The organism is Rosenbergiella nectarea (genome assembly GCF_900111105.1).
Taxonomy (GTDB): domain Bacteria; phylum Pseudomonadota; class Gammaproteobacteria; order Enterobacterales; family Enterobacteriaceae; genus Rosenbergiella; species Rosenbergiella nectarea.
This window is the reverse complement of the sequence record NZ_FOGC01000021.1, coordinates 1-12,301: the sequence shown is the minus strand read 5'-3', so window position 1 is coordinate 12,301 and position 12,301 is coordinate 1. Positions and strand designations below refer to the sequence as shown.

Below are 12,301 nucleotides of genomic sequence, written 5' to 3'. Positions count from 1 at the left end.
ATAAATTTTACCTGAGAAGAACTCTTCGGATACTAAATGTTAACATTTATAGATTTTTCACAAAAACCGCATCTTAGCCTCTACAGCTACGCCTAGCTGAGAACATCCTCGGGCCATTGTGCCTTGATTACCTTGCCAATAATCCTACAGTGCTCATTACACTCGATGCTTTGGTAGCGTGGGTTAGGGTTTAATGGCTCAAGCCATGCTGTACAGTCTTCCCATACAAGCTTTTTAAACGTCACCTCTGAGTCGTTGTGAATTCCAGCCACACAGAAATCACCGCTTTCAACTGGAACCTCTGGATCTACCAGTATCAGCATTCCTTCTGGAAAACTTGGCCTGCTTCCCTGTGGAGCTGTCATAGAGTGCCCTGAAACTTCAAGCCAAAATGAGTTCTTTGATGCCTTCTTGGTTGAAGCTATCCAACATCTTGCATCTTTCTCTGTAAACCCATCTACATCGGTGAATTGTCCAGCCTGAGCTGTTGTGAATAAAGGGTACGTATGCTGAGTGATGACGGCGCTCGGATTTTTAATCGTTACATACATGTCGCTAATTTCAAATGCTAAAGATGGGCTAATTTCTTCGGCAGAAACCGTAAGTATCTTCGCAAGTTTCGCAACATGAGTGTGGCTTAACGCATTAGAACCATTCAGTAATTGATTAACCCCACTCTGACTCATACCCAAAGCCTCTCCAAGAGTTTCTTGAGACAAGCTCAACTCTTTCTTTTTATTATCAAATATCGCTTTAAGCCTAGTCGCATCGGCGATTTGTTCTGGTGTTAGTGGTTTCTTTTTCATCTATCTATTTTATAACCGCGTGGAATATTCTCCAATTACCTTTAGTGTTGACTAATTAATTACTATTAGTAATAATGGGTAGGTAATTAAGGAGGCAGTATGGAAAAATTATCCCTTTCAGCATTTGTTTCTAGGAACGGTCAGGAAAAAGCAGCAGAGGCTTTTAACTGTGGACAAAGTGCAATTAGCAAAGCTATTTCTTCTGGTAGAAACATCACTGTAACAATTTTTGAGAATGGAAAAGTTATCGCAGAAGAGCTTAAACCATTCCCTAGTAGTAAACGTGAAGTTCAAGTTATCTAAAAAACCCGATTAACACCATTCAATCGAGCACTGAAAAGTGCAACCCCACCGAATAGCCCAATCTATTTACGGCATTCAGCTATTAGCTGATCGCTCAACTAAACACACAAGGATATTACCAAATGGAGTTCGCAAAAGAACGCAAGAAAGCCTTGCAGATAGAGAGCTACTTACTCTCGAAGATTTCACTAAGGGGTCAGACAAAGCTCGCAAAGATGCTTGGCCTGAATGAAGCCGCAGTAAGCCGATTAAAGGCTGCTACAGGCAAACAGAAGTACAGCACCATGAAGCTAATGAGTTTGATATTGGCTTATGCAGGAATGGAAACACCGGAGTTTGATTTAGTCGGAACAATGAGCCGGTTAGAGAAGAAGCTGGAGAGAATGGAAGAATTACTGGCAAAGAAAAAGCCCGGCGGCAACCGAGCTTCATCACAACTTGCTTTGGAACTGTAGAACAATCAACGAGGTAATTATGACAAAAAAGCGTAGTAATTTCCAGCAAAAAGAGGAGCGTTACCAACCTGAGCGCCCTGTAGGGCTGGTTGATGTAGCCGCTAACAATCGTGCATTTGCCGCGCGGTTAATCGGAGAGTTTAGACTAGCTAAAGCAGGGGTCAAACATGGTAGCCGTTAGACATTTATCATTGGTTCCAAGTGAGCCTATTCAAGAATATTCGGAGCGGAAAGTGGCTGATACTGATGATGGCTTCATCATGTTAGCAATGACGCTTTATGAGGAACTGATAGGGGCTAACCTAACTCGCAATCAGGCCAAGGTGGCGCACGCCGTATGTCGTAAAACGTATGGCTTTAAGAAGAAGATGGACCGCATCGCAGATAGCCAGTTAGCCGAGATTTGTAGAATCAGTAGACCCAAAGCAAACATTGCTAAAAACGAACTGATTTCAATGAATATTTTACTCAAAGAAGGCTCACGAATTGGGCCGAATAAGAACATATCCGAGTGGCGAATTCCAGACTGTAACCAAATAGGGAACATTGTTACCAAAGCGGTAACAAAAAATGTTACCAAACCGGTAACTCAAGGTGTTACCAAAACGGAACACACAAAAGATATTATTCAAAATATAAAAGATATTACCCCTATATCCCCAGAGGGGAATGATTCGGTTGACCAGAAATCAAAACCTGAAAAACCAAAATCCACTCGCAAGAAATCATCGCCAGTCCAATTCGATCACCAACGCTTTATCGACACTTGGAACTGCAAAGCCGACCAATACGGGTTACCCCGCATGAACGTAATCACCAAAACCGCAGAGGATGGCATTAACCGCCTGTACCGGTCGCATGTGAAATACTGCAAACAAACGGGGAAAGAGCCAGCAGACGTGGACACGATGATTAACGGGTATATCGAGTTCGGTTACACACCTACCCAATGGGCTTGCGGTAAAAACTCAGACGGTAAGCGGTTTGGAATAGATACCGCGCTGACCCAAAAGAAAATCGACGAGATTCTGTCTAGCGAGGATTAACCATGGAAAGTTTGGAATTTGAAGAGCTGCTAGTCGCCGCGATGATCGCCAAAGGTGACCACATAGACACCCGTGACATCGTTGGCAAGCTGCCAGTTGAGGCATTCGCTAACCACCACCTTAGAGCGATGTATCGAGTAATTGTTCGTCTGCTAGACCAAGTTGAGACGATTGATATTTTCACTGTGAAACATGGCGTTCCAGCAGAAACATCGGATTTGGTTATGGAAGTAGCCCGGCGAAGTTCATCGGCGTCAAACATCAAAGTTTGGGCCAAGAAGGTCCGTCAATGCTGGATGGTTAGACAGGCAAAGGAGAAGCTTTGCAGCGCGTTAGAATCGCTATCTGGCATCAACACTCATAACATCAACGATGTGCTTACTGAGGTTTCTGGGGAACTTTCCACAATCCAATTTGAAACCAATGACCGGCTCCCTCGCCGCATCGGTGACATGATGACGGATTACATGGACGTTCTTGAGCAACGAACCAAAGGAGAAGAGTCTGGGCTTTACCTGAAAACTGGTATTGAACCGATGGATGATAAATACGGCGGCTTTGACCGTACCGATTTAATCATCTTGGCCGGACGCCCGGGTATGGGTAAAACCGAGCTGGCAATCATGATCGCCAACAGCATCGGACGCAGCAAGGGGCGCGGATTATTTGTCTCGATGGAAATGTCTGAAATGCAGATTGTCGAGAGACACATTGCAGACAGGAGTGGGTTAGCAGTTGGAGCATTGCGTAACCCAAACGATATGCTTGACGAGCAATTCACCCGTTTAACTGTTGCCTCGTCACAACTCCAAGATGAAGATAACTATGTGCTAGATGGTGCATTCACTGTTGATGAAATCATTTCTCACGCAGAACGCATGAATCAAGATGGAGGACTTAGCTTTTTAGCTATCGATTACCTACAACTCATCAAAAAGCCCAAGGCGGAGACAAACGCCTTAGCGCTTTCTTACATCACGGGGAGATTGAAACAGTTTGCCTTGCGTAACAAGGTTCCGGTAATCCTCCTATCTCAGCTTAATCGCGGGGTAGAAAGTCGAATTGATAAGCGACCAACTCTCGGAGACCTGCGCGAGTCAGGGTCAATAGAACAAGATGCGGATGTTGTCATCTTTCCTTACCGTGATGAAGTCTATGACGAGAACAGTAAGTTTAAAGGTATAGCTGAAATAATTGTCGGTAAATACCGATCAGGTGAGCCAAAGACGTTTTACATGGGATGGCGAAACGGACACTTTACCCGGATAGACCAGCAAGAAGTGGCGGCGCGATATGCTCAGAACGAGGATGAGGCTAAGCCTAAATCAAACTGGCGAGGCCAGAAGGCAGGATAACCCCCACACCGCTTAAAGCGGTTTTTTTATGTCAGTAGGAGAGGGATATGAGTGATTTAGGGTTTTATTTATATATGGTTTTCAGTACTCCTTTGATTGTTCTTTTCATCAGTTTTATTACTTGGGAAAACGCAGTCAAAGCTCTGGGTATTAAATACATAATCAGGCTTGAGGCATTACTTGTCAGTTTTGCTCTGATATACGCCTGTATTAAGCATTTTCATGCGTAGGGAGAGGGATGTGACACCAAACATTAACTACAAGTACTCTGTGTCCCGTGAAGACGCCATGGAGTACCTGCTACAGAACGTAGAGCAATTCCCGAAAGAAGTTCCGGGAAAAATATCTATCTCGATATTCCAAGGCTGGCGATGGGTCGAGTCACTGGAAGGCGAGATTATCTTTGCAGATTGTATATCGCCTTGTATCACCGCTAACGATTTGCAGGAACGCCGCGAACAGACAGAAGAGCTATGGGGATGCCTGAAATGATGAATTACCAAGAGATGAGTGACGAGCAGATTGAGCTTGCAGTATCGGATGCAATGAATATTCCTAGAGGCGTTAAGTGGTGCTCAGATTGGAGTTTGGCTGGGCAACTAGCTGAAGAAAACCATATAGGAGTTAAATATTTTCTGGGTGAATGGATGGGGCTTTCAACGCATCCAACTAATTTCGCTACCGGATTCACTTCAAATCCCCGCAGAGCTATCTGCATCGTATTCCTCATGATGAAAGGCGGTGAGTGATGGATGACCGTAGAAACTGGAAGTGCTTTATCGGTATGCACCAATATTCCGAGTACCGGAAACCGCACAGGACTAAAGTTTTCAATGACTCAACATCAACGAGGCCTGTTAAGCAGTATGTTATTTATACGCTTAAGTGCGACTTCTGCGGCAAAATAATCAGCGAGACGGTGTATTTATAATGGCTAAATTTACAAATGTTCATGACCTGTTAGTTTCTTATCAGGGTCAATACCGGAAAATACCGGCGAAAGGTGTTTACGCTTCAAAGGAAAGACGAGATGAGCTACAAGCCTCGCATGCAAGGAAGGTTCACAGGAAGAGAAAGCGCTCAGTGGGAAAGTCAAACAAACTAGGATTTCGTTTTAGTGCTGAAATTAGAACGGCAATGATTTGTGAGTCAAATTTTCTGGCCATGGTATGCAGAGAAAGTAAAAATAACTTTAGAGGTAAGTAATGGTTGAATCACGAAAGCAGTTAAAACATTGCAATTGCGGCGGGGATGCTTTGGTTTTCAAGGAGAAAAAGACCCCGCACAAGGTATTTTTCACGTTACCCGAAATTAGAAGGCACAGTGAAGAAATGAAAAGACCAAGGAGTCGTTGGGCTGAGTGCTTATCATGCGGGAAGAAAGGCAAACAAAGTATCAAGCATGAGGAAGCAGTAGAAAACTGGAATAACCAGAAAGGAGAGTAACCATTGCGGGAGTTTATCCTGCATGAAACCAACAAGTCTCAACTCTGGCAAATCCTCAAAGAAATAATCTCCACTGGCAAACGCTGGCGAATAAAAATCTCAGAGTACCGTGAAAAGCGGTCGCTATCTCAAAACAATCTCATGTGGAAATGGAATGCTGAAATGGCAGGGCAACTTACGGCTGTCAGTAGCGAATCATTTTCTGAAGAATGGGTTCACGAGTGGCTTAAAGAGCAATTCTGCCCAGCAAAGCCAATAACCATCATGGGGAAAACAGTTTGGGTTAAATCGACCAAGTTGCTAGATGTTGGTGAAATGCACAAATACCTAAATGACATAGATGTATGGGCGCACCAGAGAGGGCTGAAGCTAACAATACCTCACGAGTGCGAGTACCGAGAACTACAGAGGAAGCAGGAAGAATGAGTGAACACATCACATCAATACCGGTAATGCTTAATCAGAACAAGCACAACTATTCCGAGGTCGCTAGGCTGCTACACGTTCACCGATACACGGTAAGGCGATTAGAGGATGACAAAGACTGCAAGCATCACATCGTAGTGCGTGGTCGATTGATGACTGAGACGCGCCGCTTGCAAGATGACGAAGTGATTCTGGCTAAAGATCCGAACTATTACGATTTAGGAGGGAGTGATGCGCAAGCCAAGACGCCGATGCAAGAACCCTGATTGCAGAGAATGGTTTCATCCTCGGTTTCAGAATGAATGGTGGTGTAAACCGGAATGCGGGGTAGTAGTTGGGATAGCAGCAAGGGAGAAGAAAAGGCTCAAGGAGCGACAGGAAAGAGAATCAAAGCGCAAAAAAGAAGCACAGCAAGAACGCCGTCACCACCAGATAAGAAAGCTCGAAGTAAAACCCCTCAGTTATTTCCACAGTAAAGCCCAAGCAGCATTCAATACATACATCCGCACAAGGGACGCAGAGCAGCCCTGTATTAGCTGTGGGCGTCATCATGAGGGTAAGTATGACGCAGGGCATTATCGAACGCGTGGAGCCTCTCCAGCGACCCGCTATGACGAAACCAACTGCCATAAGCAATGCGCCCCCTGTAACCAGCACTTATCAGGAAATATCGAAAACTACACGCCGAACCTTATTGAAAAAATAGGGCAGGAGGCATTCGATATTTTGATGGGTCCGCACCCAGTAAAGAAATGGACGCGGGAAGAGTTGAAGCAACTTGCGACGCACTACAGGCAGAAAACCAGAGAGCTAATTAAGCAGAGGGAGGGAGTATGAAAACTACTGAATATTTGTTCTGCAGAAATAACGTTTTCAACAGTCAATTCATAGTCAGGTCAACCTTTCTAAACCGATTAAGAGTTAGATTCGGGTGCAAAGTTATAGCCTCATGTAGCCTCAATATCCCTTCAAGCAGCGAGGCCATGAAAATAGCAAAGGCTGAATTCGCCGAGGCTGGCCTGATAGAGCAATGCATGGGAGTAGAGTTATGACTTGGCTAATTAAGCAGAGGGGGTGGGTATGAAATTAACCCCTAAGCAGCGGACACTTCTTCGTATGAAGTTCGGTGGCTGCTGTGCGTATTGCGGATGTGAGCTGCCAGAAAAAGGATGGCATGCAGATCATGTTGAAGCATTGCTTCGAAAGCCCGGTGGAGGCGCTTTTAATTGTTCTGCTGAATCTCTGGATAACCTTTTCCCGGCTTGTGCTCCATGCAATTTAATGAAATCAGCATATGAACTTGAAGTGTTCAGAAGGCAAGTCTCACTACAAGTTGAAAGAGCTAGGAAATCTAGTGTGAATATAAGAACTGCTGAGCGATTTGGATTAATTGAGGTTATCGATAAGCCGGTCGTATTCTGGTTTGAAACTTACAAGGACGGTATGCGATGTACTGGCTAACCAAACTTCTTAACCACTTCTCACCCATAACCCCAACAGTCCAGTACAAAACCCCACAGAGTTATCCAGCCCAACCCGGCAATAAGCGGAGGAAGAAGAATGCGCATTGAACACGATTACCGGTTAGTGGTGAAAATATCAGGTGTGCGATCGTCGGCTGATATGCGGCGTTTATTCGGTAACGGATGGAAGACTATCAACGAGTCGCAGCGAGCATGGATTCGTCACCTCCTTAAATTATGGGGCCAGCACCTCGGCAACGAAGAATATGACAGGGGAGAAATCAACATCCTTGGTCGTCTAATGATGCGTTGTGAATGGAGTGAGCAGAAGGGGAAGCAAATAGAAAAGGTGGTGTCTCAGCTTTTCTGTGAGGGCTACCGAGGGGAAGAGTTAATGCGCAAGGCACGTGACTTAGTAGTACCGCAATCTTCAGCAGCCAACATCATCGCTCTCGCCAAAGAATCTGATGATGCTGACTTTATGGAACGCGTAATTACTAAAACATTCGGCAGAGATAACCCGATCCGCTCAGTAGCAAGATTAAGATACTGCAAGTGCAAAAGCTCGCAAGATGTTCAGCGGTCTTTAAGTTATATCACTGGCATAACATCGAAAGAGGCGCGAAATAGAATGGAATGGGCTGAATCAATACTGGAAGGAGAATTATTTTATGCAGCTCAGCGTGAATTGAAGAAAGAAATTCTACAAAATGCAGCATAAAGCACGAATAGCTAAAAGGCTTGGGCAATCACTAGAGTATATTTCAGGTACGCTCTGGGAGTAAAAGCGAACTGAGCAAACCAACATTAAACCTCGCCTCGGCGGGGTTTTTTTATGGAGTTTTCGTCATGGTTAGCGATTGTTTTTATCATCTAAAAATAAATGCAAACGATGATTATAAGTTGGCAGCGGCCTAAGAAACCTAGCCACTGGGTATTCCAGTTCCCTGCTACCTAATCTGGCGCACTGGCCCGGTGTGATTAATAACGGGCACACAACAGATGAGCGCATTCACAGCTTCCGACTATCAGTCAGCGGCATTAAATGAGTGCGCTTTTCGTTGTGATAATAAAGCGAATACTGGAAGCTGAACCAGTCTAAAAAAGGTTACGGGTGTCATCGCCATCCAGCCATCACAACCAAACATGCCGTAGGCTTAACTGGCAATCATGCTTTCACCTGTGAGTGTTACCCTGCGGTTTTCTAATAGTCTTCCTCATAACCTCTACATGGCATGGGTCACTCTAGGTCGTGATACGTTTGGAAGTTTCAATACACCCGCCAAGCCTCTTAATAATGCTCAAATAGGCGGGTTTTTTATATGGTGTAATTCCACCATTTTTCGCCATTAGCTCAATTGGATAGAGCATAGAGCTTCTACCTCTACGGTTTGGGGTTCGATTCCTCGATGGCGCGCCAACTTCCCAATAGCATAATAGGTCAATGCGTCCGGCTCATAACCGGGTGAAGGAGCGGTTCGAATCCGCCTTGGGGAACCAAATTTCAAGGCTTCACTTCGGTGAGGCCTTTTTTATTTCACCGCAAGTCAATCCCAATTATCCCACACAGATACTATCAACTGACTGGCGGTGAATCCCTTACTACAAATCCCCACTCGGGGGTGGAAATGAAAATGAATAATGACCCTCATACCGTCTCTGAATGGGGACGACTCCTGCATAGTTGGTGGTCAGGAGATACGCCTGTTGGGGCGGTGCTTATGGCAGTCGTGATGTCTGTTCTAAGAATTGCTTACACAAGCGGCGGATGGAAAAAGATGTTACTTGAAGGGCTGTTGTGTGGTGCCTTAACGCTCACATTCGCCTCTGCTTTTGAATATTTAAACTTACCCAAGACGCTATCTGTAGGTATTGGTGGCGCAGTCGGTTTTATTGGCGTGGACTCAATTAGAGCTTTCGCTATGCGCTTTATCGGAAACAAATTAGGAGTGAGAAATGACCAGCACTAGCGGCGCACGTGGGATTCGAAATAACAACCCGGGGAATATTCGATGGGGAGATGATTGGCAGGGCTTAGTGCCCAAGTCAGAGCGTACTGATAAGTCATTCTGTCAGTTCACAGCTCCTGAATATGGTATACGCGCAATGATTATCATTCTGCGGAACTATGAAAAGAAACACGGGTTAAATACCGTCAGGAAAATCATTAACCGATGGGCCCCTCCTGTTGAAAACGATACCGAGGCTTATATCAACAGCGTGGCTAAACAAGTCGGTGTTGACGCGGACAAGGTTATCGACGTGACGGATAGTCGGGTGATGATCCCTTTACTGGAGGCAATCATTACCCATGAGAACGGAAGTCAGCCTTATGACTTCGCTACCTTCGTCAAGGCAATTGATTTAGCTAACGGGTAATGGTTATGAGCAGAGAGTCTATCTTAGCCACCTTGCTAACAGCTTCGGCTCTACTGCTCTTACTCTCTGGCCTGATATTCGGCTTTAAGTACAAATCTAACGCCGATGCCGCATCTAACGCCAAAGAGCAACTCAATAGTCAGCAGTTAGTTACCTCATCTGTTATTCGCTCAATGTCGGTTTTCAACATGATAGCCAAGGCTGCTTATGAATCTCAGGAAAATAACAATGCCAAGAGTAAGCAGCGAGTTGAGTATATCATTCAGGAGGTTTCGACTGATAAATGCGCTTCTCAGCTTGTGCCTAGCAATGCTGCTAGTGAGTTGCTCAGACACGCCGACCAAATACGTCAAGGTTCCGCCAGTACCGATACCGCAAAGTCTGACTAGGAAATGCCCCATACCCTCCCCAGAGCTTCCGTTTACATGGCAATCAAGCCTCCTGTGGAACGAATCACTTTTAACTGCGCTAGAGAACTGCAATGAAGATAAGGCAGCCATCCAGCAAATCGAATTAGAGAGACAGAAAAATGACTGAATTACTCACTTACGCAAACTCTATCGCCATTCTACTTATCCTGGTTGCGGGCGGATGGGTGAAGGTGCGCGATTACTTCAAAGCTAAAGCCGAAGAGAAATCAAAGCTGATTGAAGCGGAAGTGCAAAAGCGCCTTGCAGAACAGAAAGCCAATACTGTTGCGCCAGTTGTCACGCAGTAGCCAGAACAGAGGTCATATCCGTGACCTCGATTGTGGCTATTACCCTAAAGAGGTGATCCATATCTTCGATGGTCATAACTGACAAGTGATTTAGTCATGCTGTGAAGCATTACGACAATTGCGATTCGTTACTCTCCGTACTCAAGCCCACTTTAACCGGTGGGCTTTTTTTATGCGCCATGCCCGGCGAAACAACACAGAGCCTTTCAGGAATTAGCTTCGGAGAAAACCGCTATAGGTGGCGACCTCTCTGTGGGCGGTATTTCTGGGCAACGAGGCTTATTCACTAAAAGGAAATCGCCATGAACTATCCAGTAAACGACCAAACGTTAACAATGACCAGCCGTGAAATTGCGGAGGTTACTAGCAAGCGGCACCCAGATGTCAAAAGAGACATTGAAGTAATGTTTGAACAACTGCAAGAAGATGTGAGCAAATTTGCGCGTATCTATTCAGACAGTATGAACCGTAGCCAAACAGAGTATGTTCTCGATAAAGAGCATACCGAATGCTTGGTAACTGGTTACAGCGCAATGCTTCGAATGAAAGTCATCAAACGTATGCATGAACTGGAAGAAAAGACCCGAGTACCTCAAACGCTTCCCGAAGCACTCCGGTTAGCTGCCGACCTAGCAGAGCAGAAAGCAGAGCTAGAGAGCAAGTTAGCCATCGCAGAACCAAAGGCTGATTTTGTCGATCACTACGTTAATGCCACGGGTTTGATGGGCTTTCGTGAAGTAGCAAAGCTTCTGAAGGTGAAAGAGAACGACTTCCGTGTGTTCCTGGTGGATAACAACATCATGTACAAGCTAGCAGGAAAGATGACACCTTATTCTCAGCACTTAGACGCTGGAAGATTTCAACTAAAAACGGGTGAAGCCGACAACGGTCATGCCTTTTCTCAAGCGAAGTTCACACCTAAAGGTATTCAGTGGGTAGCAGGACTACTCGCGAGAGAAAGCATCAAGGCAGCTTAAAGAAATGAGCACACTTATACACATCGAATCAAGCCCACTTTAACCAGTGGGTTTTTTATTGCTCCCGCAGAGCACACAACATCGAACCTTCTTTAGGAATGAGCCTTTGAGGACTTCAGTTTAGCTGATGCGCTTCGATGGGCTGACTTCCTACGCGGCAAAGGTTCATTACCTAAGTAAGGAAAGCATCATGCAATTAATCGAAACGAGAGAAATTAACTTTCATCAATTTGTCACAGCAAGCTCAGGTGATGTGCTGACAGATACCTTCCAAATAGCTAAGGCATTTAATAAACGCCATGGGGATGTGTTGAGAGCTGTAGAAAACTGTCACTGCTCAGATGATTTCAGGAAGGCGCACTTTTGCGTTTCCGAGAAAATCAACGACTTAGGTATCTTCGATAAAAAACAGAAGTATTACACCATGGACTTCAGCGGATTTGTAATGGTTGTCATGGGTTTTAATGGCAAGGCTGCGGCAGTCATCAAAGAAGCCTGTATAAATGCCTTCAACTGGATGGCCGAAGAACTTCGCAAGATAAAGAATGGGTACGAAGCAGAGCGCAACGCCGTAATGCTCGAATACATGAAAGAGAAAGACGTGGCCAGCATGTCCGGTCGCCTACTCAATCGATGGGGGCGAGTTAAGAAACCAGTGCTATTAGCCAAGATTGAGCGACTAGAGAAACAGTCTCAAATCTGCTTGCCGGGAGTGACTAATGACTAAAGATGAAAAATCTCAACTGGTAACCACTCAACGATATCTTAAAAGTGCAGTCGATTACTTCTCATGTGGTCGAGTAGCCGAAGGTGTTGCATGCATAGAGAACGTTGATGTGTTGATTGAGGCGTTAATGACACTGAAAGAAAGGAAAGAATCCTTGAGAGCGTCGAAATCAAAAAAATAACCAACCCGAGAGCCACTTTC

General features: G+C 45.1%; 23 protein-coding genes and 1 tRNA gene. 23 read left to right on the top strand and 1 reads right to left on the bottom strand.

Annotation, left to right across the window (positions count from 1 at the left end):
• Positions 1-92 precede the first annotated feature (92 nt).
• A complete protein-coding gene (locus BMX14_RS16110) occupies positions 93-806 on the bottom strand; it encodes a LexA family protein (RefSeq protein ID WP_092678513.1) in 714 nt (237 codons plus the stop codon).
• A 99-nt stretch (positions 807-905) separates the two neighbouring features.
• On the opposite strand from BMX14_RS16110, the gene BMX14_RS16105 reads away from it, so the two are divergent.
• From BMX14_RS16105 to BMX14_RS15985, 23 genes are all read left to right on the top strand, one after another.
• Positions 906-1,109, top strand: a complete 204-nt coding sequence (locus BMX14_RS16105) for a Cro/CI family transcriptional regulator (RefSeq protein ID WP_092678511.1) — start codon at positions 906-908, stop codon at positions 1,107-1,109.
• A gap of 122 nt (positions 1,110-1,231) precedes the next feature.
• Positions 1,232-1,564, top strand: coding sequence for a CII family transcriptional regulator (locus tag BMX14_RS16100; protein ID WP_092678510.1), 333 nt, complete (start codon positions 1,232-1,234; stop codon positions 1,562-1,564).
• Between the two features lie 19 nt (positions 1,565-1,583).
• Positions 1,584-1,745 (top strand): hypothetical protein, encoded by a 162-nt coding sequence (locus tag BMX14_RS16695; RefSeq protein WP_177173198.1) that lies wholly within the window; start codon positions 1,584-1,586, stop codon positions 1,743-1,745.
• A gap of 52 nt (positions 1,746-1,797) precedes the next feature.
• Positions 1,798-2,610: a replication protein gene (locus BMX14_RS16095; protein WP_408011888.1), complete on the top strand. Its 813-nt coding sequence runs from the start codon at positions 1,798-1,800 to the stop codon at positions 2,608-2,610.
• A 2-nt stretch (positions 2,611-2,612) separates the two neighbouring features.
• Positions 2,613-3,965: a replicative DNA helicase gene (locus BMX14_RS16090; protein WP_092678506.1), complete on the top strand. Its 1,353-nt coding sequence runs from the start codon at positions 2,613-2,615 to the stop codon at positions 3,963-3,965.
• A 47-nt stretch (positions 3,966-4,012) separates the two neighbouring features.
• Positions 4,013-4,195 (top strand): hypothetical protein, encoded by a 183-nt coding sequence (locus BMX14_RS16985; protein ID WP_092678504.1) that lies wholly within the window; start codon positions 4,013-4,015, stop codon positions 4,193-4,195.
• A 10-nt stretch (positions 4,196-4,205) separates the two neighbouring features.
• On the top strand, positions 4,206-4,457 hold the full coding sequence (locus BMX14_RS16080) for a hypothetical protein (protein ID WP_092678502.1): 252 nt from the start codon (positions 4,206-4,208) through the stop codon (positions 4,455-4,457).
• Entirely contained in the window at positions 4,454-4,714 is a 261-nt protein-coding gene (locus BMX14_RS16075; RefSeq protein WP_143056435.1) for a hypothetical protein, read from the top strand. Before BMX14_RS16080 ends, BMX14_RS16075 begins: the two co-directional genes overlap by 4 nt.
• 181 nt (positions 4,715-4,895) lie before the next feature.
• Positions 4,896-5,171, top strand: a complete 276-nt coding sequence (locus tag BMX14_RS16065; protein WP_092678496.1) for a hypothetical protein — start codon at positions 4,896-4,898, stop codon at positions 5,169-5,171.
• 242 nt (positions 5,172-5,413) lie between these two features.
• On the top strand, positions 5,414-5,836 hold the full coding sequence (locus BMX14_RS16055) for a hypothetical protein (protein WP_092678492.1): 423 nt from the start codon (positions 5,414-5,416) through the stop codon (positions 5,834-5,836).
• Positions 5,833-6,102: a hypothetical protein gene (locus tag BMX14_RS16050; RefSeq protein WP_177173197.1), complete on the top strand. Its 270-nt coding sequence runs from the start codon at positions 5,833-5,835 to the stop codon at positions 6,100-6,102. The genes BMX14_RS16055 and BMX14_RS16050 overlap by 4 nt, the downstream gene beginning before the upstream one ends.
• The gene (locus BMX14_RS16045) at positions 6,068-6,673 is read left to right on the top strand and encodes a recombination protein NinG (RefSeq protein WP_092678488.1); all 606 of its coding nucleotides are present in this window, start codon (positions 6,068-6,070) and stop codon (positions 6,671-6,673) included. Before BMX14_RS16050 ends, BMX14_RS16045 begins: the two co-directional genes overlap by 35 nt.
• 243 nt (positions 6,674-6,916) lie before the next feature.
• On the top strand, positions 6,917-7,297 hold the full coding sequence (locus BMX14_RS16035; RefSeq protein WP_092678484.1) for an HNH endonuclease: 381 nt from the start codon (positions 6,917-6,919) through the stop codon (positions 7,295-7,297).
• 99 nt (positions 7,298-7,396) lie between these two features.
• Positions 7,397-8,020, top strand: a complete 624-nt coding sequence (locus BMX14_RS16030; protein WP_092678482.1) for a hypothetical protein — start codon at positions 7,397-7,399, stop codon at positions 8,018-8,020.
• A 701-nt stretch (positions 8,021-8,721) separates the two neighbouring features.
• Positions 8,722-8,799: transfer RNA gene (locus tag BMX14_RS16020), tRNA-Ile, on the top strand.
• 128 nt (positions 8,800-8,927) lie between these two features.
• Positions 8,928-9,269 (top strand): phage holin, lambda family, encoded by a 342-nt coding sequence (locus BMX14_RS16015; RefSeq protein ID WP_092678480.1) that lies wholly within the window; start codon positions 8,928-8,930, stop codon positions 9,267-9,269.
• Positions 9,256-9,678 carry a structural protein gene (locus BMX14_RS16010; protein WP_092678478.1) on the top strand — a complete coding sequence of 141 codons (423 nt, stop codon included), beginning with the start codon at positions 9,256-9,258 and terminating at the stop codon, positions 9,676-9,678. The genes BMX14_RS16015 and BMX14_RS16010 overlap by 14 nt, the downstream gene beginning before the upstream one ends.
• A 5-nt stretch (positions 9,679-9,683) precedes the next feature.
• Positions 9,684-10,067, top strand: coding sequence for a hypothetical protein (locus tag BMX14_RS16690; RefSeq protein WP_177173196.1), 384 nt, complete (start codon positions 9,684-9,686; stop codon positions 10,065-10,067).
• Positions 9,988-10,215, top strand: coding sequence for an Rz1-like lysis system protein LysC (gene lysC / locus BMX14_RS17260; RefSeq protein ID WP_456238916.1), 228 nt, complete (start codon positions 9,988-9,990; stop codon positions 10,213-10,215). Before BMX14_RS16690 ends, lysC begins: the two co-directional genes overlap by 80 nt.
• Complete coding sequence (locus BMX14_RS16000) at positions 10,208-10,396, top strand: hypothetical protein (protein WP_092678475.1); 189 nt, start codon at positions 10,208-10,210, stop codon at positions 10,394-10,396. Before lysC ends, BMX14_RS16000 begins: the two co-directional genes overlap by 8 nt.
• Before the next feature lie 302 nt (positions 10,397-10,698).
• A complete protein-coding gene (locus BMX14_RS15995) occupies positions 10,699-11,373 on the top strand; it encodes a phage antirepressor KilAC domain-containing protein (RefSeq protein WP_092678473.1) in 675 nt (224 codons plus the stop codon).
• Between the two features lie 127 nt (positions 11,374-11,500).
• Entirely contained in the window at positions 11,501-12,100 is a 600-nt protein-coding gene (locus BMX14_RS15990) for a Rha family transcriptional regulator (protein ID WP_408011887.1), read from the top strand.
• Positions 12,093-12,281 (top strand): hypothetical protein, encoded by a 189-nt coding sequence (locus BMX14_RS15985; protein WP_092674806.1) that lies wholly within the window; start codon positions 12,093-12,095, stop codon positions 12,279-12,281. The genes BMX14_RS15990 and BMX14_RS15985 overlap by 8 nt, the downstream gene beginning before the upstream one ends.
• Positions 12,282-12,301: the final 20 nt, after the last annotated feature.

Excerpts from the sequence above, each read along its gene's own strand:
- lysC (WP_456238916.1), top strand. The coding sequence starts at position 9,988 with ATGCTGCTAGTGAGTTGCTCAGACACGCCGACCAAATACGTCAAGGTT.
- BMX14_RS16050 (WP_177173197.1), top strand. The coding sequence starts at position 5,833 with ATGAGTGAACACATCACATCAATACCGGTAATGCTTAATCAGAACAAG.
- BMX14_RS16045 (WP_092678488.1), top strand. The coding sequence starts at position 6,068 with ATGCGCAAGCCAAGACGCCGATGCAAGAACCCTGATTGCAGAGAATGG.
- BMX14_RS15995 (WP_092678473.1), top strand. The coding sequence starts at position 10,699 with ATGAACTATCCAGTAAACGACCAAACGTTAACAATGACCAGCCGTGAA.
- BMX14_RS16030 (WP_092678482.1), top strand. The coding sequence starts at position 7,397 with ATGCGCATTGAACACGATTACCGGTTAGTGGTGAAAATATCAGGTGTG.
- BMX14_RS16090 (WP_092678506.1), top strand. The coding sequence starts at position 2,613 with ATGGAAAGTTTGGAATTTGAAGAGCTGCTAGTCGCCGCGATGATCGCC.
- BMX14_RS16695 (WP_177173198.1), top strand. The coding sequence starts at position 1,584 with ATGACAAAAAAGCGTAGTAATTTCCAGCAAAAAGAGGAGCGTTACCAA.
- BMX14_RS16015 (WP_092678480.1), top strand. The coding sequence starts at position 8,928 with ATGAAAATGAATAATGACCCTCATACCGTCTCTGAATGGGGACGACTC.
- BMX14_RS16035 (WP_092678484.1), top strand. The coding sequence starts at position 6,917 with ATGAAATTAACCCCTAAGCAGCGGACACTTCTTCGTATGAAGTTCGGT.
- BMX14_RS16065 (WP_092678496.1), top strand. The coding sequence starts at position 4,896 with ATGGCTAAATTTACAAATGTTCATGACCTGTTAGTTTCTTATCAGGGT.
- BMX14_RS16100 (WP_092678510.1), top strand. The coding sequence starts at position 1,232 with ATGGAGTTCGCAAAAGAACGCAAGAAAGCCTTGCAGATAGAGAGCTAC.
- BMX14_RS16010 (WP_092678478.1), top strand. The coding sequence starts at position 9,256 with ATGACCAGCACTAGCGGCGCACGTGGGATTCGAAATAACAACCCGGGG.
- BMX14_RS16075 (WP_143056435.1), top strand. The coding sequence starts at position 4,454 with ATGATGAATTACCAAGAGATGAGTGACGAGCAGATTGAGCTTGCAGTA.
- BMX14_RS15985 (WP_092674806.1), top strand. The coding sequence starts at position 12,093 with ATGACTAAAGATGAAAAATCTCAACTGGTAACCACTCAACGATATCTT.
- BMX14_RS15990 (WP_408011887.1), top strand. The coding sequence starts at position 11,501 with ATGCGCTTCGATGGGCTGACTTCCTACGCGGCAAAGGTTCATTACCTA.
- BMX14_RS16110 (WP_092678513.1), bottom strand. The coding sequence starts at position 806 with ATGAAAAAGAAACCACTAACACCAGAACAAATCGCCGATGCGACTAGG.
- BMX14_RS16690 (WP_177173196.1), top strand. The coding sequence starts at position 9,684 with ATGAGCAGAGAGTCTATCTTAGCCACCTTGCTAACAGCTTCGGCTCTA.
- BMX14_RS16985 (WP_092678504.1), top strand. The coding sequence starts at position 4,013 with ATGAGTGATTTAGGGTTTTATTTATATATGGTTTTCAGTACTCCTTTG.
- BMX14_RS16000 (WP_092678475.1), top strand. The coding sequence starts at position 10,208 with ATGACTGAATTACTCACTTACGCAAACTCTATCGCCATTCTACTTATC.
- BMX14_RS16105 (WP_092678511.1), top strand. The coding sequence starts at position 906 with ATGGAAAAATTATCCCTTTCAGCATTTGTTTCTAGGAACGGTCAGGAA.